Genomic DNA, 24207 nt, shown 5'->3' on the forward strand with positions numbered 1-24207 from the left:
GACGTGGAAAACCTTCCCCAGATCAACAACGGTGGCCATGGCCCTGGAAGCCATGGGGGGCTGCCGGCTCCGGCATGGCCAACCCAGGTCGGCCACCATGCGCCGCGCGAGTTCGACGGGCCGGCTCCGGCGATGGGGCCCGACTTTCGGTTCATCCTGCGGGTTCTGGCTGCGCACAAGATGCTGATCGCCACCATCGTGCTGGCGCTGACCGCGATGTCGGCCTTCGGCGTCTCGCTGATGAAGGACAAATACACATCCGAAGCCCTGCTGCTGGTCGACAACCGGCAGGTCCGCGTGGTGCGCGCGGAGGATCAGGCGCTGAACTCCATCACGCCGGAGGATGGTGCGATCCTCAGCGAGATCGAGATCCTGAAATCGACCGCCGTGCTGTCCCAGGCCGTCGCCGACCTGAAGCTGGCCAGCAACCTGGAATTCAACCCGCCGCCGCAGGCCGACGAGACCAAGCCCTTCGTCGAGCGCGCCACCGCCTGGACGCGGGTACAGGCCCATGCGGTGTTCGGCCCCGAACTGCCAGGCGTAGTGCAGGCGGTGCTGGCCCATGGCGACGACATGACCAAGGACACGCAGCTGCGCGAAACCCGCGCCGCCGACAGCATCGACGGCGTGCTGGACCGCGTCCGCCGCAACCTCGAGGTCGGGGTCGTCGGCCGGTCGCGGGTGATCCAGGTCCGCTACACCGCGCGTGAGCCGGAGATCGCCCAGAAGGTGGTCGACACCGTCGTCCGCCGGTACATGGAAACCCGCCAGCAGATGGACCGCGACCTGTCCACCAGCGCCGTCGCCTGGCTGGAGGACCGCATCGGCACCCTGCGCAAGGAAGTGGCCGCCGCCGACACCAAGGTCGACGCCGTGCGCTTCAAGGCCGGCCTGGTCAAGAACGGCACCAACGGCCTGATGGCCACCACCGAGCTGGAACAGGCCCGCCTGCGGTTGGCCGAGGCCGCGGCCACCCGCGCCCGTGCCGTCGCCCAGGCCCAGACGCTGGAACGCAGCGGCGGCAACGGCGGCAGCCTCGCCTCGCCCGTGGTTGCCCAGCTGCGCGCCACCGTCGCCGCCATCTCCACCGAGCTGGCCCAGCTGTCGCGCCAGTACGGCCCGAAGCACCCGCGCATCCAGGAACTGCAGGCCCGCCTGAACGAGGCGAATTCCTCGCTGCAGCAGGAGGTCCGCCACGAGATCGGCGGCGTCCGCGAGGCGGCCAACGTCGCCATCGAGCAGGAAAACGCCCTGAAGTCGATGATCGCCAAGCTGGAAGCCGGCTATCAGACCATGACCGAGGAAGCGGTGCCGCTGCGCACGCTGGAGGCCGAGGCCCAGGCCAAGCGCCAGCTCCTGGACAGCCTGCTCGGCCGTCTGGAAGAGGTGCAGGCCCAGCAGGACAACCGCGCCTTCCCGACCGCGGTCAAGCTGGTGTCGGCACCGCAGGTTCCGCATGAGCCGTCGGGTCCGTTCCGCCTGCTGCTGCTGCTGGCCGGCTTCGTCGCCTCGCTCGCCACCGCCATCTTCATCGTCTTCGGCATCGAGCTGTTCCAGCGCCGCATCCGCACCCCGGACGCCGTGCGCCGCATCCTGGGCGTCGGCACGGTCCACATCGTCCCGCACCACTCGACCCGCGGGTCGCGCGGCCGCCTCGACCAGATCTTCCAGAACCATCCCTTCTCGCTGTTCTCGGAATCGATGCGCGCCCTGTTCCGCAACCATCTGGCGGATCTGGGTCCGGTCGGCTCCATCGCCGTCACCTCGGCCCGCCCGCAGGACGGCAAGACCTCGATGAGCCTCGCCGTCGCCCAGGTCGCGGCGCAGGCCGGCCGCCGGGTGGTGGTGGTCGACACCGACTTCCGCCGGTCGCGCATCGACGGCCTGTTCAACCTGTCGGCCAAGAAGGGCCTGTCGGACTGGATCTCCGGCACCGCCACCCTGGACGAGATCGTGCACAGCAGCGAGGACGCGCCCTTCGCCATGATCCCCGCCGGCCGCCTGATGCCGGAGACGCTGGACCGTTTCAACGTCGACGGCCTGATCCACCTGATGGCCGGCCTGTCGCCGCACTTCGACCTCGTGGTGTTCGACACCGCCCCGGCGCTCGCCGTGTCGGATGCGCGCATCGTCTGCGGCGCCGCGTCCAAGGTTCTGTTCGTCAGCCGCTGGGGCCACACCACGGCCAGCGACCTTCAGGCGGTCGCCGACCTCGGCCCCATCGATCACTCCAAGTTCGTCGCGGTGATGACCGACGTGAACCTGAAGAAGGCGGCCTCCCGCGGCTACCAGGGCCCCTACAACAGCTACATGGCGACCAAGAAATACTACGGCGACACCACGCTGCGGACTGCGCCGTAAGCGGCCGGGACCAAGCTCCTTCCACTTCGAGCCCCTTCCCTCCGGAACGCCCCGGCATCCGGGGGGAAGGGCCTTTCTCACGACCGGAACCTTTCACGACCGGAACCCGCGACCAGAAGAGAGCCCCCTTTCTATGATCACGCTTCCGAAGCCCCGCCTGCCCTCCTGGCTGCCCGACTTGCGGCCGACCCGGCGCGAGCTGCTATGGACGGTCGCCGCCGGCGCGGTGCTGGCGAGTTGCCGCGGCGCCACCGGCCCGGCACCCGCCGAAGCAGCGGCCCCCCAACCGGACGCGGCCGAGCCTGCGGTGACGCTGCGCGCGGCCTGCCGTGCGCTGGGCATCCGCCACGGCGCCGCGCGCGACCATTTCATCGAGCCGGAGGACCCGACGCTCGACCGGCTGATGGCGCGCGAATGCGATGTCGTCACGCCGGAAAATGGCGGGAAATGGGGGGTCTTCCAGCATAGCGAGGGCAATTACGACTGGCGCCGCTTCGACGCGGCGGTGGAGCTGGCCCGCTCCATCGGCGCCATGCCGAACTGGCACACGATCATCTGGCAGCATATGGGCATGCCGCCCTACATGAAGCTTCCGGCAGGCAGGCAGGCTGAGCTGGGCATCGACGAGGACGCCTATTTCTCGCCCGAGGGCACGTTGAGTGCGGAGAATGTCTGGCCCCGCTTCACCGGCGTGGTCGAGGCGGTCAGGCAGCGCTACGGCGACATCTTCTACCGCATCGACGTCGCCAACGAGGTCTTCTTCTGGGAAACCGTCGACAGCCACCCGCGCGAGCAGGACCGCTACGGTTTCCGCCGCGGCATGTGGTGGGTCGCGGCCGGCGGGGCGGAGAAGGGCCCGGAATGGCTCGACCCCTTCTTCCACCATGTCCATGCTGCCTTCCCAAAGGCCCGGCTGGTGCTGAACGAGTTCGGCATCGAGATCGACGAGGGCTGGCAGCAGCGCAAGCGTGCCTATCTGCTGGACTGGCTGACCGGGGCGGTGAAGCGCGGCGTGCCGATCCATGGCATCGGGCTGCAGAGCCATCTGATCGGCGGCAAGCCCTACGACAGCGCCGGCATGCGCGTTTTCCTGCGCGCCGTCGACAAGCTGGGCCTCACCGTCCACCTGACCGAGATGGACGTGGACGAGACGCGCCTGCCGGGTTCCTGGTCGCGGGCCGAGAAGGACCGGACCTTGGCCCTGCTGGCCCGCCGCTATCTCGCCGACGTGCTGGACAATTCCCGGCTGGAGGAGCTGTGCTGGTGGCATCTGCGCTCCGACCTGAACTTCATCGCGCGCGAGCATCCGGCGCTGTCCCCCCACCCGTCCCCCTATGACGCTCAGTCGCGGCCGCTGCCGCTCTATGCCGCAGCGGTCGATACGCTGCGCGACAAGTCCCGCACCGGCAAGGCCCGGGCGGGGTAAGCCCTTCATGGCGACATCGCCATCCGATAGCCCCGCCCGCTTTCCCCTTCGCCCCCGCGCTTCCGCCCGGACTCCCGTCTAGAGTCCCGGAATGCGTCCGGCACCCCCCTGATGGAGAGGTCGATCGTGCAGAACACAGCCGATACGTTGCCACTGGATCGCCTGCCCGTCGATCGCGTGGAGGATGACGCCCTCGTCGATCGGTACCGGCGGAAATTCCACCTTTCGCCGTCCTATCCGCTGACCGCCGATATGGTGCGGAGGCACTGGGATCTGGAAAGGCGCCTTGCCCGCGAGTTGCTGGATAGCAGGCCCGACGAACGCTGGGACGTTTTCGAGAAGGCATACACCACGCTCTACACCAATTGCCCCTGGCTTAACGAGGCCGAGGACGATGCCCATACCCGCGACGACGATCTGGACTTCCGCCATTTCCTGACAGTGCTGGGCGGACCGCAGGACGTCTACGAGGTCGGATCGGGCAAGGCGCGGTTGCTCCGCTACCTCGCCCGCCACGGCTACCGCTGCGTCGCCACCGAGGTGACGCGCGAACGCGGCGCCGGATGGATCGAACAGGATTCCAACATCTCCTGGCGATGCTGCGATGGTGTGAACCTTGCCCGCTTCGAGCAGGCCGGGCGCTATGACAGCGTGATCTCCACCCACGTCGTCGAGCACATGCATCCCGACGATGTCGCCACCCATATGGAGAATGTCCGGACCATCCTGAAGCCGGGCGGCAAATATGTCCTGAGCATGCCGCACAAATACGCCGGCCCAATGGATCTGTCGGAGGTGTTCGGACTGCAGGAACCGGTTTGCATGCATCTGCGCGAATACGACTATGGCGAGACGGCTGCATTGTTGCGGGACGCCGGCTTCGGCAAGGTCGAAGCCGTCTATGTCGTGCCGATGGCGGTGCGCCGCCGCCTGAACCTGCATTTCGCCAGCCGTGCCTATTTTGGCTACATGCGAGCGGTGGAGACATTTTTGGGACGGCTGCCGTTAACCCTAAATCGCAAGCTCGGAAGGGTAGGTCAGCTCTACATGTTCCGCCCCGAGGTGTTCGTGGTCGCTCACAAGCCTGCCTGACGCACCTTCCCCTTCTAAATTATAGCGAAAAATCAAAGAACTAGCATCGAACCCCGCCCCTTTGTTGCTGCAAAGCATCGGCAAAGGGGTTTTTCGTGTCTCTTTCTTTTCACAAGCGATAGTGGCATTAGAGACGCATTTCCCTAAAATTTGAAATAGCTCGTTAACCTTTTCCGGCCAGTCTGGGCTCCAGCGAAACACGGAAAAGAGGATACTTCCAATGGCAACGAACCCCGTCGATACGACCTTCGTCGTCAATGCCTCGGGTGTGGCTGCCGGAGGAGTCTGGCCGCACTTCAAGTTCCTCGTCGATGGCGTCGCCGTCGGCCAGGCGACGGTCAATTCCACCAGCGCGGGTCGTTTCAGCTTCACCACCAAGGTGGCTCCCGACGTCGCGCACAAAATTCAGATCGTCTACGACAACGACTGGCTGGCAACCGACAAGTCCGGCATGTACCGCGATCTCATCGTCAAATCCGTCGAAGTGAACGGCAAGACCGTCGCTTCCACCAACTCTGCGGTTTCCTACGACGCCGAGGGCCAGGGCACGCTGTCCGGCCGCGAAATCCTGTCCTGGAGCGGCTCGCTCGACTTCAACATGTCGAAGGACATGTTCGCCGGCGCCACCGGGACCCCGACCACCCCCACCACCCCGACGACCCCGACCACCGGCGGCACGCCGATCGTCGTGAACGCCCATGGCAATGCGGCCGGCGGCGTAAACGCCCATTTCAAGGTGCTGGTCGACGGCAAGGTCATCGGCGAAGCCACCGCGGGCACCGCGGCGAAGGATTTCACCTTCAACGCCAACGTCAGCGCCGATGCCGCCCATAAGGTCCAGATCCAGTACGATAACGACGCCGTGATCAATGGCGTCGACCGCAACCTGTACGTCAACAAGATCACCATCGGCGGCCATGCCGTCGCCCCCACCGACAGCATCGTGACGATCGACAAGGGTGCACTGGACGGCAAGGACATTGTCGCCGGCCAGCAGGGGATTTGGTGGAACGGCACCATGGAGGTAAAGGCCGACAAGTCATGGTTCGCCGGCGGCACCTCCACCCCGACCACGCCTGCGACCAAGCCGACCCTGTCGGTCAGCGACGTGACGGTGACCGAGCCGACCGGAACCAAGTCGACCGGCGGCATCCAGGGCTTCCTGCACACCGAAGGCAACCAGATCGTCGACGAGGCCGGCAACACCGTCCGGCTGACCGGCGTGAACTGGTTCGGCGGCGAAGGCTACAATTACGTGCCCGCCGGCCTGTGGGCCGACAGCTACCAGGGACACCTGGAAAAGATGAAGTCGGTTGGCTTCAACGTCATCCGCCTGACCATGTCGGACGAGATGTTCGACAGCGCGGCGGTGACCAACGGCATCGACTATTCGAAGAACCCGGACCTGATGGGCCTCACCCGCCTGCAGGTCTATGACAAGGTCATCGACTATGCCGGCAAGCTCGGCATGAAAGTCATCCTGGACCACCACCGCAACGACGGTGGCGCCGGCACCAACGAGCATGGCCTGTGGTACACGGACAAGCATCCGGAATCGACGGTGATCGAGAACTGGAAGATGCTGGCCAAGCATTATGCCGGCAACGAGACCGTCATCGGCGCCGACCTGCACAACGAGCCGAGCGTCACCGCCACCTGGGGCGGCAGCGCCGCCACCGACTGGGCGTCCGCGGCCGAGCGTATCGGCAACGCCATCCAGACGGTCAACAAAGACTGGCTGCTGTTCGTCGAAGGCACGGAATGGAGCAGCACGCTGGCCGGCGCGCAGTCCCGCCCGATCGAGTTCGACGTCCCCAACAAGCTGGTCTATTCGCCGCACGCCTACGGCCAGAGCGTCTACAACTTCTCCTGGCTGCAGGATCCGAACTACCCGAACAATCTGCCGGCCCAGTATGACAGCATGTGGGGCTACCTGTACAAGAACAACACCGCGCCGATCCTGCTGGGCGAATGGGGCGGCCTGTTCAACAGCTCGGCCGAGCAGACCTGGGGCAAGTCCCTGGCCAAGTACCTGAACGGCGACTGGAACCTGGACGGCAAGAGCGACATCGCGGCCGGCGACAAGGGCATGAGCTGGACCTTCTGGGCCTGGACGCCGGAATCGGGCGACGTCGGCGGCGTGCTGATGGACGACTACAAGACCGTCAACCAGGCCAAGGTCGATATCTTCAAAACCGCCATGGGCGGCGCCGTCTTCGACACCGACAACGGCTCCACCACCCCGAACACCGTCAATGCCACCTTCACGGTGAAGCTGTCGGCGGCCTCCAGCAGCGCGGTCACGGTGGATTATGCCACGGTTGACGGCACGGCCAAGGCCGGTTCGGACTACACCGCGACCAGCGGCAAGCTGACCTTCGCCGCCGGCGAGACCGCCAAGACCGTGACGGTCAAGGTGCTGAGCGACAGCGTGGCGGAAGGCAACGAAACCTTCGGACTGAAGATCTCCAACCCGACCGCCGCGACCATCGCCGACGCCACCGGCACCGGCACGATCGTCGACGCTTCGGCCGCCAAGGCCGCCGCGGCCTCGCTCAGCTCGGCCGACCTGCTGTCCTACACGGTGAACGCCGCCAACGATACCGCCGCCCTCGGCGATCCGTCGACGGCCACCGTTGCCAGCCACGACGCCTTGGCGACGGATCTGTCCTATGCCACGCTGGGCGTCAACTACCACGAACTGCACGTCACGGACACCAGCCTGGCGCATGCCGCCTGACGGTTCGGCGGCCTGCCGGTCCGGATCGTTCGACCGGGCGATTCATCCAAGAAAAGGGGGACGGCGGCCATGCTGCCGGCCCCCTTTCCCGTCGTGGGCTCAACCCAGGACGGGAGAGGCCGTGTCAGCATGCACGGTGGCCAGGCCGCCGACCGGAGCCGGGTGGGGAATGTCCGGGATGGTGACCTCGGCCACCGCCTTGCCGGGATTGCCGGCGACCACCGTGCGCCGGGGCATCGGCTTGGTGACGACCGACGAGGCGGCGACGATGCACTCGTCGCCGATGGGGACGCCGATCACCACCGCATGTGGGCCGACCCAGACCCCGTCACCCAGCTCGGGATAATGGGTCACCCGGCCGGTGGGCAGCAGATCGTCCTTCTGGCCCAGCGTCACGCCGTGGAACAGGGTGACGTTGGCGCCGATGCGGGCATTCGCGTTCACCACCAGCCCCCAACCATGCAGGATGCGCAGGCCGGGGCCGATCCGCGTTTCCCACGGAAGATCCATGGCGGCCGAATGCTGGGTCCAGCGGTGCAGCAGCCGGCAGGCGGCCAGCAACGGCAGGCGCAGCGGGCCCGCCAGTCGGTCGGCGGCCTGGCAGCTGCGCAGGGTGAAGGTCGTCCGGAACATGCGGTTGCCGGCCAGCAGTTTCAGCACCGCTCCCAGGCCGGAGCCACCGCCGTAGCGGATTGCATCCGCCGCGACGGTCTGGCGAAAGGTGAATCGGGAAGCGTCCTGCATCTCGGTGTGATCCTTCCGGAAGGGGTGTTCGGAGCAGTCCCGTCAGGCCATGGAGTCAGGCGGTTTGCGGCCGGCGCAGAAAACGGCCGATCATGCGGAACAGCATCGCGCGGTCGCTCTTGCCGAAGCTCGGCCCGAACAGGGCAAGCACCGCGAACAGCATGGTCAACCCGACCTTGGCAGCGGCATAGGTCGGGTTCACCTCGAACCCGAACAGGGCCAGCCCGGCCAGATAGGCGATGGCGCATGGCGCCAGGATGCCGAGCACGCGCCCGACGCCGAGCGGCGGTTCCGCCGGGCTGAGGCGGCGGCACAGCAGTTCGGTCGCCACCAGCATCACCAGTTCGCGCGCCAGCACGCCGATGGCGCCACCCATCAATCCCAGCGGCCCGAGCGTCACCGCCATGACCAGGGTGCCGACCGCCAGTCCGCCCAGCGAGATCGCCGGCAGTACACCGACCTTCTTGGTCTTGACCAGCCCGACCTCGGCATGCATGCGCACCCCGTGCACCACATAGGCCAGGACCAGCAGCGGCATGCAGGGCAGGACCGTGTCATATTCGCTGGACGCGATCAGCCACAGCACCTCGGGCGCGGTCAGCGCCATGCCCAGGGCCGCGGCCGACAGCAGGACGACGAACAGGTAGAAGACGAATTCCGACTGGTCGCGTCCGGCCGTATTGTCCTGCGCCTCGATCCGGCTGACCGACCAGATCTGAAGGAAGGACGCGGTCAGGAACATGTAGAGCATGGTCGACAACCGCAGGCCGAAGGACAGCACGCCGACTGCGGCCACCCCCATCAGCAGGTTCACCAGATAGCGCATGGCGAACTGGTTGCCCATGTCGAGCATGGTCTGCGGCATGAAGGGCAGCCCCAGCACCGACACCCGCTTCAGGATGCCGAAGGAGAAGCCGAGGCCGTTCGCCCCAAGGATGGCGAAGGTCAGCACGATGCCCAGCCCGACGAAGGTGATGGCGTTGGCCAGGAAGATGCCGCTCACCCCCAGATCCATCACCAGCAGGAAACTGAGATTGAGCCCGATCAGCCCGACCGCCTTGCCAACGGAGATCAGCAGGCAGGTGCCCGACCGCTTGTGGACCCGGTAATAGGCGAGCGCCAGTTCGAACACCGCGCTGAAGGCGATGCCGGCAAAGGCGAAGGCGATGATCGGTCCCTGGTCGGCGGTGCCGAACAGCAGATGGCTGGCGCCCCAGCCGGCCGGCAGCGCCACCGCCAGCAGCGCCAGCGCCGCGGCCCACAGCCCGATCATCGTCGTGCTGACCACGCGGGAGCGGCCGCGGTCGTCGGGATGTTCGAAATAGACGACGGTGAAGGCGTTGATCATGCCGATCATCAGCATCACCGCCACGATGTCGCCGACCACGCCGATCAGGGCATAGATGCCGAACTCGGCCGGCGACAGGACCTTGGCATAGAGCGGCAGCAGAAGCAGTCCCGCGGCGCGGTTGACCACATTCGCCACCATGAACATCCAGCCATGTTTGATGATGGTGCCAGCTTCCAAAGCCATCCGGTTTCCTTCGCCCCCCGTTTCCCGCTCCTTCTCCCCTTGCCGACCGCCGCATTCCGCGGAACGCGGACGCACAGGACGCGGGTGCACAATAGGAAGAAGAACCGGCCAAATCTCGGCGGCGGCTCTGGAAGCGTCAATTCGGCCTTGAAGCGACCGTGGCACTCTTCGGTGCTAGTCATCACGGCGCCGGTCAGAGGGCCTGGACATTCCGATTAGGCGTTCCGGCGAGTTCGCACGCTGCCTCCTGCGCCCGACAACACGCAAGGGGGCTTTCGCGCCACCCCCTCGTCCGGAATTGCCGCATGTCCTCCTTCGGTAAAACCGGGCGCGGGATGCTCCCCGTACGATCGGTGACCGCCTCCCTTCGCGTCGCCGCATCCCGACCGGTCGGTCAGGGAAGCAGGCACCCCATACCCACAATTCGCGGGGATGGAACAGGCCGCCGGGGGTGCGACACCACCTTGCCGCTAACCCGAAATGCTACCTCACCCGAGTCCGCATCCGAAAGTATCTCCTTTAATATTCGGGGCACCGCACCCTTTGAAACTCCGGTGGTATCGCGGACGCGAAATCAACGTCCGTATGCACTGTTGCTGCCTGCGCCTCCTCATCCTAATTCGTGCTCAACAAACCGCGGATCGGCTGACCGAAATCATGAAACAGCGATCTTTACACAAATGCGCCGCTCATGAGGATGCGGCGCAGCACAGTAAAGACCGGCCGATTCACAAGAGACGCTGATGACGAGCGACCATCCGCACGAATGGCCGTGCGGTGGCTGGCATTCCCTTCAACCACGGGACCTGCGATGAGCAAACTGGACCCAGAAGTGGTCATCGATCTGACCTCGGTGAAAAAGGCGACGATCCCGCCGATCGCCCCCGGGCTGCTGCTGGCGCTGTCCGACGGCCTGGTTCTCGCCCTGGTGGGGTGGACGCTCAACCATTTCCTCGGCGCCGACGCGCTGACCGAACCGATGGAGGCCGCCGCCTGGCAGCGGTCGCTGGTCACGGGCCTGATGCTGGTGCCTTTGGTCAAATCGGTATTCGGCATCTATACGCTCGGACGCTTCGACTACATGGAACGGACGAGACGGACTTTTCAGGCGGCATTTCTGTGCTGCGCCGTGCTCGCCGTCCCCTTCATCGTGATGGAGGGCTTCCGCTCCTTCTTCGTGGAGGCGCTGTCGATCGCCCTGCTGGGCTTCGCAGTCACCTATGTGGCCGACCTGCTGCTGATCCAGGGCCTGCTGTCCAGCGCGCTCGACTGGCGGACGCCGGTGATGATCGTCGGCGCCGGGCCGCAGGGCGCCGCCATCGCCGAGAAGCTGCAGCGCCTGCCCTGGCTCGGCATGCGTCCGGTCGGCTTCGTCGACGACGACGACAGCCTGTGGCAGACCCGCGTCGCCGGCCTGCCGGTGATGGGACCGGTGGAACTGCTGGCCAAATCGCCCGCCGTCGCCAGCCAGGCCAGCGCCGCCATTGTCGCCGACATCGGCCGCCACATGGGGCGCCAGGGCAGCGACCTGACCAGCCTGGTCCGCACCCTGCCCTTCCGCCAGGTCTATTGCGTGCTTGGCGAGGGCAATGTCAGCGCCGTCGACGCGACCTACCACAACCTGCACGGCTCGCTTGCGCTCCGTGTCAGCGTCCGGCCGCCGACCGGCTATCTGCGCATCCGCCGCGCCATGGACATCGTGCTGTCGGCAATCCTGCTGGTCGTGGTGGCGCCGCTGATGCTCGGCCTCGCTGTCGCCATCAGGCTGGACAGCCCCGGCCCGGTGATGTTCCGCCAGAAGCGCTGGGCCGGCGGCAAGCAGACCTTCGACCTGCTGAAGTTCCGCTCCATGCATGTCGACGCCGAGGAGCAGTTGCAGCATCTGCTGGCGAACGACCCGGTCGCCCGCGAAGAATACATGACCTACCACAAGCTGACGGTCGACCCGCGCATCACCCCGCTCGGCCGCTTCCTGCGCAAGACCTCGCTCGACGAGCTGCCGCAGCTGTGGAACATCCTGATGGGCGACATGAGCCTGATCGGTCCGCGCGCCTACATGCCGAAGGAACTGCCGGAGGTGGGGGACTCAGCCGCGGTGATCGGCACCGTCCGCCCGGGGCTGACCGGCTATTGGCAGGTGTCGGGCCGTCACCGCACCACCTTCCAGGAGCGCGTCGCGATGGACGTCTTCTATGTCCGCAACTGCGGCCTGCTGTTCGACTTCTTCATCCTGTGCAAGACGGCGGTGATGGTCCTGAAGGGGGACGGGTCGTAACCACCCCGGAGGACGCCTGCCGCAGCTTTTGAACCGATGCCAGCCGGCCCCCGCGCCACCAGCGCGGGGGGTTTTTTCGATGCAGCATAGCGCCTCCGCCCTTTTTCGGACGGCAAAGGAAGCAGACTGCGCGAAAGCGGCTACCCCGTTCGGGTCCGGCCTCCTTCGGCCTAATGCCACCGCCCGGCTACGCGATGGGAGGAGGGAACCGCATCTTCAGTGCTGCACAGCCGAACGCGCTACGGCAGCCCAAGGGAAAGCCGATGAAAATCCTGGATTTTCTGGAAAAGAGCATCGCCGTCATCGGCATCGTCGCCTTCGGAGGCTCGGTGCTTCCGCTGATGCTGACCGGCGGCGACCCGCTGGCCGGCGACCTGGAATCCTCCGGCGTCACGATGTTCTACGGCGGCGTCTATCTGCTGCTGCTCGGCGCCATCGCGCTCCGGCCGGCCATCGCCTTCCAGATCCCGTTCGCCAGTCCGGCGCTGACGATGCTGATCGCCTTCGCCTTCCTGACCTCGCTGTGGTCGCTGTTTCCCGACGTGACGCTCCGCCGGTCGATCGCCTTCCTGTTCACCACGGTGTTCGGCATCTGGCTCGGCCTGCGCTTCCGGTTTCCCGAGATCATGCGGCTGATCGTGGTCGGCCTGTCTGCACTGATGTTCATCTCCTTCTTCATGATCGTCGCGATGCCGGCCATCGGCCTGGACAGCGCCCAACATGTCGGCGCATGGAAGGGCGTGTTCTTTCAGAAGAACGTGACCGGCCGCATGATGGTCTGGCTGATCCTGTGCCTGGTGTGGCTCGACTGGCAGAAGGAACAGAGCCGCTGGGTCACCCGGCCGCTGATGCTGCTGGCGATGCTGCTGATCGTGATGAGCCGGTCCGGGACCGGCCTGATCACCTCGATCCTGGTGTCCGTCGCGCTGCTGTCCACCACCTTCCTGCGCGGCAGCATCCGCAACTTCGCGCCGACCATGGCCCTGCTGACGGCGCTGCTGGTCATCATGGTCACGGCGGGCGCCACCTTCTGGTACGACGTGCTCTATGCGCTGGGGCGCGATCCCACGCTGACCGGCCGCACCGTACTGTGGGAACACATCGTCCATTCGGTGTGGGAACGTCCGCTCCAGGGCTACGGCTACGCCGCCTACTGGTTCGGCTTCAACGGTCCCGGCGCCAGCTTCACCCGCGACTGGGGCATCACCTCGGCCCACAGCGGCTGGCTGGAACTGACGCTCGACCTCGGCCTGGTCGGCGTGGCGCTGGTGCTGGCAGTGCTGGCACGCCTGCTGTTCCAGGGCTTCTTCGCCGCCCGCTACGGCAACGGCCGGCCCGAAGCCGCCTGGTCCTTCGCCGTCGGCTGCGCCCTGCTGGCGGTGTCGGTGTCGGAAAGCGTCTTCGCCGAGCGGCATTCCATGAACTGGGTGATCGCCACCGTCGCCGTTGTCAGGCTGGTCCAGCAAAGCCGCTGGCAGCGCCTGCTGAACGACCGTGCGGCGGAACATGCCCGCCTGCACCGCCATGCACCGTCCGGAATCGGTCCGGCCTATGCCGGCCGGAGCCGCCCGCTCCAGGCCACCCGCTCTTAGGCCCTCCCTGCCCGATTCGGGCTCCTTGAAGGATCGTCACCCGTGACTTCTTCCATTTTTCCTTCGACCGAAGGCAGACCCATGAGCCCGAAAAAGAGCCCGAAAAACGAACCGGCACTCAGCAACGATCCGGCGACCGGCGGACAGGTGGCCAGCGAACACGCCATCGATGAACAGGTGACGGTTGTCATCCCGACCCGCAACCGGCCGGACATGGTGATGCGGGCGGTGCGCAGCGCACTGGACCAGACCTACCGGACCCTCGACGTCGTGGTGGTGATCGACGGCCCCGATCCGGCGACCGCGGCCCATCTGGCGACGCTCGGCGATCCCCGGCTGACCGTGATGGAACTCGAGACCAATCACGGCGCCGCCGAGGCCCGCAACATCGGCGTGCGCAGCGCCCGCGGCGGCTGGATCGCCTTCCTCGACGACGACGACCATTGGATGCCGGAAAAGGTCGAGCTCCAGATGGCCGCCCGTCCGGCGGACGTCCGCTTTCCAATCGTCAGCTGCCGCTGCCAGGTGGTGACGGCCCGGGGCACCTTCGCCTGGCCGCGCCGGCTGGCCGGCCCGGGCGATGCCATCGGCGATTACCTGTTCATCCGCCGCGGCCTGTTCAAGGGCGAGACCTTCGCCCCGACCACGACGCTGCTGGCACCCAAGGCTCTGCTGCTGCGCAACCCCATTCCGGAATCCCGCTTCGACGACTGGGAATGGCTGATCACCTGCGGCCGGGTCGACGGGACCGCGCTGATCCACATCCCCGACGTGATGGCCGTGCATTACACCGAGAACAACCGGGTCACGCTGTCGACCTGCCACAACATCAACCACGCGCTGGAATGGGCGGAGGCGATGCGGGACCACCTGTCGCCGCGCGCCTATGCCAGCCTTCTGCTGCAGGCGACCGGCGGCGAGCAGGCGGCCCGCACCGCGGGCACCCGCTGGCGGATCCTGAACTCCGCCCTGCGCGACGGTCAGCCCACGCCGATGGCGCTTGCGACCTTCACCATGCATTCGCTGATGCCCGTCGGCCTGCGCCGCCGGCTGCGGCAAGCCCTGTTCTCCGCGTCCGACGCGGCCTGAGCCGAAAGGACCCCGACGCCTATGGACAGCAAAACCGACAGCCAAAAGCCCGCTCGCAATCGGGGCTCGCCGCGAAAAAACGTGCCGCAGAAAAACGCAATCGTCTTCGCAACGCCCGGCGCGCTGGACGGCGGCGGCGGCATCGGCCGCATGACAGGGTACGTGGTCGACCAGTTCGAAAAGTCGGGTGCCCCGCGATCGATAATCCTGGATACCCGCGGCACCGGGAGCGTTCTGCTGTCACCCTTCTACCTCGGCGTAACCCTGGCGCGGATGGCCTGGATCCTGGCCCGCCGCCGGGCCTCCGTCGTGCACATCAACGTGTCGGAACGGGCCAGCTTCCTGCGCAAGGCAGCGGTCCAGGCGGTGGCCGGGCTGATGGGCTGCCCCACGGTGGTGCATCTGCACGGCGCCTCCTTCGTCGAGTATTTCGAAGGCGGGATCTTCGCACGCGCCATCAGCCGCTGGCTGTTCAACCGCTGCGGCCGCGTGGTCGTGCTGGGCGACAACTGGCGCGACTATCTGGTGCAGTCGGTGCGTACCGATCCCCGCAAGATCCGGGTGCTGTACAATGCCGTGCCCGATGTCGGCGCCGATCTGGCGTCCCGCACGCCGCCGGAACCGGGTGCGGTCCTGTCGCTGCTGGTGCTCGCCAACCTGTCGGAGCGCAAGGGAATAGGAACCCTGCTGCGCGCCTGCGCCCTGCTGAAGGAACGCGGCCAGCCCTTCCATGTGACCATCGGCGGCGGCGGCGACATCGACGGCTACCGCGCGATGGCCGCCGGGCTGGGCGTTGCGGAGGAATGCCGCTTCCTCGGCTGGATCGGCCGGGAGGAGGCGCATGCACACATCCGCTCGCACGACATGCTGCTGCTCCCCTCCACCCATGAAGGGTTGCCGATGGTGATCCTCGAGGCGCTCTCGGCCCGGCTGCCGGTCATCACCACGCCGGTCGGCTCGATCCCCGAAGTGCTGGCCGACGGCGAGACGGCGCGGATCATCCCGGTCAACGATGCCGGTGCGCTCGCCGACGCCATCGCCCAGGTCGGGCGCGACCCCGTGCTGTACGGCCGTCTGGCGGAGAACGGCCGGCGCCTGTTCCTCAAGCAGTTCGTCATCGACGCCTATGCAAAGTCGCTGCTGGCCATCTACCAGGAGCTCGACCGCAGCGGGACCGAACTGTCGGGGGAGTTGGACAAGCTGGCGGAGTCGGCCGCCGCAGCTTCGAAACGCCGCTGATGCACCCGAATGCCCCGTTCGCTGACCCGTTCGATGATTCCTTCGATGATCGGGGTGGAAAACCATCATGAACCCCATGACCGGAATGGAGAAAACCATGCTCAGGTTGGGTAATTCCCCCGGCAGGCTCACCCGTTCGGTCGCTCCACAGCGTACGGGTGCGGCATGGCGTAAACTTGAAAGCGTGCGCCGCCCGACCGCCGGTTGCGGCGCCTTCCAGACGGCGGCAGCCGACCGGCCGCATCACCATGAACTGCCCTTGCCACCCTGACCAACAGGCCGGCAAGGGATCGAGGCCGAAGACAAAACAAGCCCGCCGCAGCCGTCGAAGGACGGACGTCACACGGTAAAAGCCGGGACGGACAGCAGGAACGGCGGGCCGGGAAAGGATCAGGAGCGGACATGATTTATATCGTCTCCCCCGGCGGCACCCAGGAGAAAGGTGGAATGGGCCGTGTGGTCGACAACTTCACGACCGATTTCCGGCAGAACTGTCCGGACTTGCGGTTCGAGGTTGTCGACAGCTATGGCCCCGGCAAATTCCACCTGATGCCCCTCTATTTCGCGCGGGCGGTTGCCCGTCTGGCCGGCTGCTTCGTCGCCGGCAAGGCCGACCTCGTTCACATCCACATGGCGGAATATGGCAGCGTCCTGCGCAAGGGCATCCTGATCGCCATGGCCCGCAGTTTCGGCGTGCCGGTGATCCTCCACCTGCATGGCGGCCGTTTCCCGAAACACTTCAAGGACTCCAAGCCGCTCACGCGCTGGGCGATCCGCCGCATGATGGCGATGACCAGCGAGATCGTGGTGCTGGGCGAGTTCTGGCGCGACTGGGTGGCGGAAGCCTTCGGGCCGGAGGCACGCCGCCGCACCACCCTGCTGCACAACGCCGTCCCCGGCCCGGCCTCCCTCCCGGTGCGCGACGACGCCGAGGAGGGCTTCGCCGGTCCCGTCCGACTGCTGTTCCTCGGCCGGCTGATCAAGCTGAAGGGCATCGACGTCCTGCTGAACGCGCTGGCCTCGCCGGTCTGCCGCGACCGCGACTGGCGGATCACCATCGCCGGCGACGGCGACCTGGAAACCTACCGCAGCCTCGCGGCCCAGTTGGGCATCGCCGACCGCGTGCGCTTCACCGGCTGGCTCGATCAGGCCGGCTGCCGGCGCGAGTTGGGCGACGCCCATGTGCTGGTGCAGCCGTCGATGTTCGAGGGCCTGCCGATGTCGGTGCTGGAAGCCATGGCGGAAGGCCTGACCATCGTCGCCACCCCGGTCGGCAGCGTCCCCGACGCCATCGCCGACGGCGAAACCGGGTTGCTGGTGCCGCCGGGCGACACCGCCGCCCTGGCCGACGCGCTGGCACGGGTGATCGACGACCGCAACCTGCGCCGCAACCTGGGCGCCGGAGCACGGGCGCGGTGGGAGCGCCAGTTCGACGTCGCGGTGTTCCGCGAGCGGCTGCTGGAGATCTACCGCCGCAACGCCCGCGGCAACCTGGGCACGACACCGGCGGTCCCGGCCGGACCGGTGCCGGCCTCCGGACCGGCCGGCCACTCCAAGGGTAACGCCGGCTGAAGCAGGCCGACCCGGACGCATCGACAAGAAGGAGGGGGAGCACCATGAAGGACGCCATCGCCAATCTGGTGCGCTGGTCGGGATTCGGCGCTATGCAACGGTTCCTGAAGGCGCGCCGTGGTGTGACCATCGTCGTCTACCACGACCCGGCCCCGGAAGTGCTGCGCGAGCATCTGCGGTGGTTCGCCAGGCATTACAGCTTCACCACGCTGGATGCGGTCGCGACCGCGATGGAGACCGGCCGGTGGGACGCGCTGCCGGCCTACCCGCTGGTCATCACCTTCGACGACGGGCATCGGAACAACACCGCGCTGGCACCGCTGTTCCGCGAATTCGACCTGCGGCCGACGGTGTATCTCTGCAGCCGGATCGTCGGCACCGCCCGCCCCTACTGGTGGAAGACCGACGCCGCCGACAGCATCGGGGTGGAGCGGCTGAAGCGGGTTCCCGACCCCGAACGGCGCCGCCTGCTGGCGGAGGCCGGCAACGATCCCGACCGCGACGGGGCCGAACGGCAGGCGATGACCTGGGACGAGATCGCCCGGATGACGGACGTCGCCGACTACGGCGCCCACACCCGCACCCACCCGATCCTCCTGCAATGCGACGACCGCCGCTGTGCCGACGAGATCGTGCTGTGCCGCACCGAGCTGGAGGAGGCGCTCGGGCGGCCCTGCCGGCACTTCGCCTTCCCCAACGGCGATTTCAGCGGCCGCGAGGTCGAGGAGATCCGACGCGCCGGCTATCGCACCGCCCGCACCATCGATCCCGGCTGGAACGACGCCGGCACCGATCCCTTGCGGTTGAAAGCCTTCCCGGTCTCCGACGACGCGACGGTGGAATGGCTCAGCGTGCAGTTGACCGGCATCCCGGCATGGCTGCGCAAGCGGAAGACCGCCACCAGCGGCGGAGCCGCCGGTCAGGCCATGCCCGAATGGTCGGATAGCATGGCCAAGCCCAAGTCCGCCGGCATATGACCACGCCAGGCCCTGCCACGACGAAGGTCTGCAATCCGACGTCAAGCCCTATTACCAGGAAGCAGAGTGGCTAACCACAGACTTCAAGTTGCTTCTATCCTTTGATCCCTCGCAAAGCAGCGCAAGTATCACAATAAAATTGCTATCACGCGGATGCGAAAACAGAGGCCCGCACAGCTCAGGGACATAAGAGAGGGGGCCGCCGGACAAGCCCCCTATCCGTCAGCCAAGCCACCCGGAACCCCGTTTCGACCGAACCCACGAGGAGTTTTCAGAGACATGCGGACCGCCACCATGACCGACACGACCCTGACCGCTCCCGCCCTGCCGGAAATCCGCGCCTTCATCGTGGAAAACTTCCTGCTGGGCAAGGATTCCGGCTTCGACAACAGCGAATCCCTGCTGGAGTCCGGGGTCATCGACAGCACCGGCATCATGCACGTCGTCGCCTTCCTGGAGGAGCGCTTCGGTATTGCCGTCGACGACGATGACATGGTCGCCGACAACCTGGAATCGGTGGACCGGATCGCCGCCTTCGTCGGCCGCAAGCAGGAACTGCGCAACGCCGCCTGACCGGTCCGGACCGCCACCACGGTCACGGTCACGAAGCGGGCGGCGGCAAAATAGGGAACCGTCATGGTCCATCTGGTTCACCAGTTCCTCACCGAAACCGCCCTGCGCGATCCCGCGCGCACCGCGCTGATCGCAGGCGATGCCCGCCGCAGCTTCACCGAGCTGGACCGCGAAAGCGATGCCATCGCCTGCGCGCTCCAGTCAGCGGGAATTGGCCGCGGCCACCGCGTCGCGGTGATGCTGGAAAACTCCATCGAATATGTCGCCGGCCTGTTCGCCACCCTCAAGGCCGGCGGCATTTTCGTCCCCGTGAACCCCTCGACCAAGGCCGACAAGCTGGCCTACCTGCTTGACGACGCCGATGTCGGGCTGCTGATCGCCCCGGCCGCGCTGGCCCGGCAGGTGCTGCCGGCGCTGGAAGCGGTGGAAAGGCCTCCGTCCGTCCTGTGGGTGGGAACCGCTCTTCCGGCCGGAGCCACGGGCCTGCTCTATGCAGACGCGCTGTCGTCTCCCCAGCGACCTCCCGCCGATCCCCGGCTGATCGACCAGGATCTGGCGGCGATCATGTACACGTCGGGCACCACCGGCCAGCCGAAGGGCGTGATGCTGACCCACGCCAACTATGTCAACACCACATGGGCGATCTCCACCTATCTGGGCAATACACCCGACGACGTGGTGATGTGCGTGCTGCCGCTGACTTTCGGCTATGGTCTGTCCCAGGTGATGACCGCCGTCCGTGTCGGTTTTACCCTGGTGCTGGAGCGCTCCTTCGCCTTCCCGGCCGAGACCCTGAAGCGCATGGTCGGGCATCGTGTCACCGGCCTGCCCGGCGTGCCGACGATCTTCTCCACCCTGCTGGGGCTGGAGGCGGCGAAGACCGCCGATCTCGGCTCGCTGCGCTATCTCACCAATGCCGCCGCTCCACTGCCGGCCGCCCATCTCCGCCGGCTGCGCGAGCGCTTCCCCCAAGCCGCCTTCCATTCCATGTACGGCATGACCGAGTGCTGCACCCGCATCAGCACGCTCGATCCCGCCGACCTGGATAACAAGCCGACTTCCGTCGGCCGCGCCATTCCCAACTCCGAGGCCTTCGTCGCCGACGAGAACGGCAACCGCCTGCCTCCCGGTCAGGTCGGCGAGCTGGTTGTGCGTGGGGCCAACGTGATGCGCGGCTACTGGGCCCGGCCGGAGGACACCGCCCGGCGCCTGCGCCGAGGTCCGCAGGGCGAAACCCTGCTGTTCACCGGCGACCTGTTCAGCCAGGACGCCGAAGGGCACCTCTACTTCGTGAGCCGCAAGGACGACGTCTTCAAGTGCCGCGGCGAGAAGGTCAGCCCCAAGGAGGTCGAGAACGCCCTGTACGAGTTGGACGGCGTGCTGGAAGCCTGCGTGATCGGCGTCCCGGACGATGCCGACGGCTTGGCTGTCAAGGCCTTCCTGGTTCCGCGCGAGGGCGCCGACCTCTCCGAGGCCGCCATCCGGCAGCATTGCCGCGGCCGGCTGGAAAGCCACCTCGTGCCGAAGTTCATCGAATTCCGCGACAGCCTGCCGAAGACCGACTCCGGCAAGATCCGGCGGGCGGAACTGCTGGAGGAAGCCACCGCGTCCGACGGTAACACCCGTCCCCTCTCCCGCGTAGCGGGGGAGGGTTAGGGAGGGGGCAAAGCGCCTCCTGCACCGATCACCACGACAACACCCACCCCAGGACAGAGAGCACGCTCATGTGTGGTGTCGCCGGAGTTCTATCAGGATCGCATGCCGAGCCGGCAGGTCTGGACGAGTTGAAGCGCATGATCGCCATGCTGGGCCACCGCGGTCCGGACGGCTACGGCTTCTACCGCGACGACCGGATCGGGCTTGCCCATGCTCGCCTCAGCATCGTCGGTCTGGCCGGCGGCTTCCAGCCGATCCACAACGAGGATCGCACCCTCTGGATCAGCTTCAACGGCGAAATCTTCAACCATGTCGAGCTGCGGCGTGACCTCGAGGCACGCGGTCACCGTTTCTACACCCGTACCGACACCGAGGTGATCGTCCACGCCTTCGAGGAGTACGGCCCCGCCACTTGGGCCAGGCTGAACGGCCAGTTCGCCATCTGTCTGTGGGACACGAAACGGCGCGAGCTGTGGCTGGTCCGCGACCGGCTCGGCATCCTGCCGCTGTTCTATGCGCGCCGCGGCGATCATCTGGTCTTCGCGTCGGAAGCCAAGGCCCTGTTCGGCGGCGGCCGGGTGGAACCGGCCTTCGACCCCGCCCGCCTCGCCCAGGTCTTCACACACTGGAGCACGGCACCGCACGGCAGCGTCTTCGAGCGCGTCGAGAGCGTGCCGGCGGCCACCGCCATCCGTGTCGACTCCACGCTCGCCCTGCATGTCGACCGTTACTGGCAACCGGATTTCGCGGCCGATCCAGCACTCGCCAACCTCTCGCTCGACGAGGCGGCCGACCGGCTCGAAGAGAAGCTCCTCGACGCCATCCGCCTGCGGCTTCGCGCCGACGTGCCGGTCGGCGTCTACATCAGCGGGGGGCTGGACAGCTCGGTCATCGCGGCCCTCGCCCGCAAGCTCGACACCACCCGCATGCACAGCTTCGGCGTCCGCTTCACCGATGCCGGTTTCGACGAGACCGCACAGCAGCGGCTGGTCGCCGGCCATGTCGGGACCGAGCATCACGACATCCTCTGCGGGCCAGAAGACATCCAGGCGGCCTTGCCCGACGTCATCCGCCATGGCGAATCGCCGCTGCTGCGCACCGCGCCCGCCCCGCTGTTCCTGCTCTCCCGCCTGGTACGCGAGACCGGCATCCGCGTCGTCCTGTCCGGCGAAGGCGCCGACGAGTGGCTGGCCGGCTACGACATCTTCAAGGAGGACAAGGTCCGCCGCTTCTGGGCTCGCCAGCCCGACAGCAAGGGGCGGCCGAAGCTGCTGGGCCGCATCCATCCCTTCGCCGCCGTCAACGGCCAGAAGGACAGCCCGCTGTGGCAGGCCTTCTTCAAGCGCGGAATGATGGATACGGAGGAGACCTTCTACGCCCACCGCACCCGCTGGCGGAACACCGCCTGGTCGCAGCGGTTGCTGGCTGCCGACGTGCAGGCCGCCGCCGACGATGCCGCCTTCGAGGCGCATGTCGCAGCATATCTGCCGGCCGGCTGGCCGCGCTGGTCCCCCCTCGCCCGCAGCCAGTGGGCGGAGATTTCCGCCTTCATGACTCCCTATCTGCTGTCCGCCCAGGGCGACCGCGTCGCCATGGCCAACAGCATCGAGGTTCGCTACCCCTTCCTCGACCCGGAGGTGGACGAGCTCTGCGCGGCGTTGCCGGACCGGGTCAAGATGCTGGGGCTGCGCGACAAGCTCGCCCTGCGCCGGCTGGCCGCCCGCCATCTGCCGGCGGAGATCGTCCAGCGTCCGAAGCGGCCCTACCGTGCGCCGATGACCAGCGCGCTGTTCGGCGATGGCGCCCCGGATTATGTGCGCGACCTGCTGTCACCGGAAGCGCTCGCCCGCTACGGCCTGACCGACCCGGTTGCGGTGGCTGCGCTGGCCGACAAGGCCCACCGCCAGAACGGCCGCATGGCCGGCGAGCGGGAGGAAATGGCCCTGGTCGGCACGCTGACCCTGCAGATGCTGGCTCATTACGTTCACGACGAGCTTCCCCATCGTGTTCGTGACCAGCGCGCCGCGCTGGACCGGGCCGAGATCCACATCCTTGAGGACCATGCGTCCGGCACCGGGCCGGACGCCCGAATCGTCCTGCCCCAGCCAACCGCGGCCTGACCGCCCCCACTTTCTTCCGACGATGCATCAACCCCCATCGGGAACCGTGACCATGCTGAACGCCCTCTCCTCGCCCCTCGCCCAGTTCGACTCCAAGGCCCTCGATCTGGATTGCGCGGCCGCGGCGCGCGAGATCGAAGACGCCATCCAGCGCATCGTCGCCCATGATCTGCGCCGTCAGGGCGTCGTGCTCGGCGTGTCCGGCGGCATCGACAGCTCGGTCTGCGCCACGCTCGCCGTCCGCGCCCTGGGGCCGGAACGTGTGCTGTGCATCCTGATGCCGGAGAAGGAAAACTCACCGAAAAGTACCCGCCTCGGAACCCTGCTCTGCGAGCATCTCGGCGTGACGCCGGTGATGGAGACCATCACCGGTCCGCTGGAGGCGCTCGGTTGCTACGAGCGCCGCGACAACGCCATTCGTCGGCTGTTCCCGGAATTCGGCCCAGGCTGGAAGCAGAAGATCGGCTTGGCCGGCAACCTGCTGGACGCCGACCGGGTCAACTACTTCACCTTGACCGTCGAATCGCCGGACGGCGAGCGTCAGACCAGCCGCATGCCGGTCGACGTCTATCTCGATGTGGTGGCGGCGACCAACCTGAAGCAGCGCATCCGCAAGACGGTCGAATACACCCATGCCGACCGCCTCAACTACGCCGTCCTCGGTACGCCGAACCGGCTCGAATATGAGCTGGGCTTCTTCGTGCGCGGTGGCGACGGTCTGGCCGACCTGAAGCCGATCGCACATCTCTACAAGTCGCAGGTCTACCAGATGGCGGCCCATCTCGGCCTGCCGGCGGAAATCCAGGCGCAGTCGCCCAGCACCGACACCTACACCCTGCCCCAGTCGCAGGAGGAGTTCTACTACGCCCTGCCCTACGACAAGCTGGATTTGGCGCTCTGCGCCTATGGCCGCGGCGCCAGCGAGGAGGAAGCCGCGGAGGCCCTGGGCTTGACGGTCCCGCAGATCCTCCGTGTCTACAAGGACATCACCGCCAAGCGCCGGACGTCCGCCCGCATCCTGCGCAATGCCCATCTGGTCCAGCCGGTGTCCGTCGGGGATGCCGCATGAGCATCATCGACTGGAAACAGCGAGGTGTCGCCCGCTACGAGCCGGGCGACCGTGCTGCCCTGGAAAATTTCCAGCGGGCTCATTTCGGTGCCGACTCCATCCAGCTTTCACCCGACCATTTCCACTGGCTGTTCGAGGAGCCGCCGGA

The 24207-nt window shown here is 66.9% G+C and carries 18 protein-coding genes (1 of these 18 cut by a window edge); 16 read left to right on the top strand and 2 right to left on the bottom strand.

The window, feature by feature from the left end; all coding sequences use genetic code 11:
- Window positions 1-3: 3 nt before the first annotated feature.
- From ABMY26_RS30575 to ABMY26_RS30590, 4 genes are all read left to right on the top strand, one after another.
- A complete protein-coding gene (locus tag ABMY26_RS30575) occupies window positions 4-2361 on the top strand; it encodes a GumC family protein (protein WP_372399275.1) in 2358 nt (785 codons plus the stop codon).
- 133 nt (window positions 2362-2494) lie between these two features.
- Window positions 2495-3787 (top strand): endo-1,4-beta-xylanase, encoded by a 1293-nt coding sequence (locus ABMY26_RS30580; RefSeq protein ID WP_372399276.1) that lies wholly within the window; start codon window positions 2495-2497, stop codon window positions 3785-3787.
- Window positions 3788-3913: 126 nt separating this feature from the next.
- Window positions 3914-4879 (top strand): class I SAM-dependent methyltransferase, encoded by a 966-nt coding sequence (locus ABMY26_RS30585; protein WP_372399277.1) that lies wholly within the window; start codon window positions 3914-3916, stop codon window positions 4877-4879.
- Between the two features lie 220 nt (window positions 4880-5099).
- On the top strand, window positions 5100-7619 hold the full coding sequence (locus ABMY26_RS30590; RefSeq protein ID WP_372399278.1) for a cellulase family glycosylhydrolase: 2520 nt from the start codon (window positions 5100-5102) through the stop codon (window positions 7617-7619).
- A 99-nt stretch (window positions 7620-7718) separates the two neighbouring features.
- On the opposite strand, the gene ABMY26_RS30595 is transcribed toward ABMY26_RS30590, so the two are convergent.
- Window positions 7719-8363: a serine acetyltransferase gene (locus ABMY26_RS30595; RefSeq protein WP_372399279.1), complete on the bottom strand. Its 645-nt coding sequence runs from the start codon at window positions 8361-8363 to the stop codon at window positions 7719-7721.
- A gap of 55 nt (window positions 8364-8418) precedes the next feature.
- Window positions 8419-9897 (bottom strand): lipopolysaccharide biosynthesis protein, encoded by a 1479-nt coding sequence (locus tag ABMY26_RS30600; protein ID WP_372399280.1) that lies wholly within the window; start codon window positions 9895-9897, stop codon window positions 8419-8421.
- Between the two features lie 811 nt (window positions 9898-10708).
- On the opposite strand from ABMY26_RS30600, the gene ABMY26_RS30605 reads away from it, so the two are divergent.
- From ABMY26_RS30605 to ABMY26_RS30660, 12 genes are all read left to right on the top strand, one after another.
- Window positions 10709-12172 carry an exopolysaccharide biosynthesis polyprenyl glycosylphosphotransferase gene (locus ABMY26_RS30605; RefSeq protein ID WP_372399281.1) on the top strand — a complete coding sequence of 488 codons (1464 nt, stop codon included), beginning with the start codon at window positions 10709-10711 and terminating at the stop codon, window positions 12170-12172.
- Window positions 12173-12435: 263 nt separating this feature from the next.
- Entirely contained in the window at window positions 12436-13764 is a 1329-nt protein-coding gene (locus tag ABMY26_RS30610; protein WP_372399282.1) for an O-antigen ligase family protein, read from the top strand.
- 81 nt (window positions 13765-13845) lie between these two features.
- On the top strand, window positions 13846-14853 hold the full coding sequence (locus ABMY26_RS30615; RefSeq protein ID WP_372399283.1) for a glycosyltransferase family 2 protein: 1008 nt from the start codon (window positions 13846-13848) through the stop codon (window positions 14851-14853).
- Window positions 14854-14934: 81 nt separating this feature from the next.
- Window positions 14935-16092, top strand: a complete 1158-nt coding sequence (locus ABMY26_RS30620; RefSeq protein ID WP_372399284.1) for a glycosyltransferase family 4 protein — start codon at window positions 14935-14937, stop codon at window positions 16090-16092.
- Window positions 16093-16159: 67 nt separating this feature from the next.
- On the top strand, window positions 16160-16363 hold the full coding sequence (locus ABMY26_RS30625; protein WP_372399285.1) for a hypothetical protein: 204 nt from the start codon (window positions 16160-16162) through the stop codon (window positions 16361-16363).
- 131 nt (window positions 16364-16494) lie between these two features.
- Window positions 16495-17664, top strand: coding sequence for a glycosyltransferase family 4 protein (locus tag ABMY26_RS30630; protein WP_372399286.1), 1170 nt, complete (start codon window positions 16495-16497; stop codon window positions 17662-17664).
- Between the two features lie 44 nt (window positions 17665-17708).
- Entirely contained in the window at window positions 17709-18641 is a 933-nt protein-coding gene (locus tag ABMY26_RS30635) for a polysaccharide deacetylase family protein (RefSeq protein WP_372399287.1), read from the top strand.
- A 294-nt stretch (window positions 18642-18935) separates the two neighbouring features.
- The gene (locus ABMY26_RS30640; protein ID WP_045584709.1) at window positions 18936-19214 is read left to right on the top strand and encodes a phosphopantetheine-binding protein; all 279 of its coding nucleotides are present in this window, start codon (window positions 18936-18938) and stop codon (window positions 19212-19214) included.
- Window positions 19215-19277: 63 nt separating this feature from the next.
- The gene (locus ABMY26_RS30645) at window positions 19278-20870 is read left to right on the top strand and encodes a class I adenylate-forming enzyme family protein (protein ID WP_372399288.1); all 1593 of its coding nucleotides are present in this window, start codon (window positions 19278-19280) and stop codon (window positions 20868-20870) included.
- 68 nt (window positions 20871-20938) lie between these two features.
- A complete protein-coding gene (gene asnB, locus ABMY26_RS30650) occupies window positions 20939-22990 on the top strand; it encodes an asparagine synthase (glutamine-hydrolyzing) (protein ID WP_372399289.1) in 2052 nt (683 codons plus the stop codon).
- A gap of 52 nt (window positions 22991-23042) precedes the next feature.
- Window positions 23043-24059, top strand: coding sequence for an NAD(+) synthase (nadE, locus tag ABMY26_RS30655; RefSeq protein ID WP_372399290.1), 1017 nt, complete (start codon window positions 23043-23045; stop codon window positions 24057-24059).
- On the top strand, window positions 24056-24207 hold the 5' end (the start) of the coding sequence (locus ABMY26_RS30660) for a GNAT family N-acetyltransferase (RefSeq protein WP_372399291.1). The gene runs 955 nt beyond the window's last position; only the first 152 of its 1107 coding nucleotides appear in the window; the start codon lies at window positions 24056-24058; its stop codon lies off the right edge, out of view. Before nadE ends, ABMY26_RS30660 begins: the two co-directional genes overlap by 4 nt.

It is taken from the genome of Azospirillum sp. HJ39 (assembly GCF_041507355.1).
Taxonomy (GTDB): domain Bacteria; phylum Pseudomonadota; class Alphaproteobacteria; order Azospirillales; family Azospirillaceae; genus Azospirillum; species Azospirillum thiophilum.

Coding starts and splice junctions, on each gene's coding strand:
- ABMY26_RS30610 (WP_372399282.1), top strand. CDS start 12,436: ATGAAAATCCTGGATTTTCTGGAAAAGAGCATCGCCGTCATCGGCATC.
- asnB (WP_372399289.1), top strand. CDS start 20,939: ATGTGTGGTGTCGCCGGAGTTCTATCAGGATCGCATGCCGAGCCGGCA.
- ABMY26_RS30615 (WP_372399283.1), top strand. CDS start 13,846: ATGAGCCCGAAAAAGAGCCCGAAAAACGAACCGGCACTCAGCAACGAT.
- ABMY26_RS30635 (WP_372399287.1), top strand. CDS start 17,709: ATGAAGGACGCCATCGCCAATCTGGTGCGCTGGTCGGGATTCGGCGCT.
- ABMY26_RS30630 (WP_372399286.1), top strand. CDS start 16,495: ATGATTTATATCGTCTCCCCCGGCGGCACCCAGGAGAAAGGTGGAATG.
- nadE (WP_372399290.1), top strand. CDS start 23,043: ATGCTGAACGCCCTCTCCTCGCCCCTCGCCCAGTTCGACTCCAAGGCC.
- ABMY26_RS30625 (WP_372399285.1), top strand. CDS start 16,160: ATGAACCCCATGACCGGAATGGAGAAAACCATGCTCAGGTTGGGTAAT.
- ABMY26_RS30640 (WP_045584709.1), top strand. CDS start 18,936: ATGACCGACACGACCCTGACCGCTCCCGCCCTGCCGGAAATCCGCGCC.
- ABMY26_RS30595 (WP_372399279.1), bottom strand. CDS start 8,363: ATGCAGGACGCTTCCCGATTCACCTTTCGCCAGACCGTCGCGGCGGAT.
- ABMY26_RS30580 (WP_372399276.1), top strand. CDS start 2,495: ATGATCACGCTTCCGAAGCCCCGCCTGCCCTCCTGGCTGCCCGACTTG.
- ABMY26_RS30600 (WP_372399280.1), bottom strand. CDS start 9,897: ATGGCTTTGGAAGCTGGCACCATCATCAAACATGGCTGGATGTTCATG.
- ABMY26_RS30645 (WP_372399288.1), top strand. CDS start 19,278: ATGGTCCATCTGGTTCACCAGTTCCTCACCGAAACCGCCCTGCGCGAT.
- ABMY26_RS30590 (WP_372399278.1), top strand. CDS start 5,100: ATGGCAACGAACCCCGTCGATACGACCTTCGTCGTCAATGCCTCGGGT.
- ABMY26_RS30605 (WP_372399281.1), top strand. CDS start 10,709: ATGAGCAAACTGGACCCAGAAGTGGTCATCGATCTGACCTCGGTGAAA.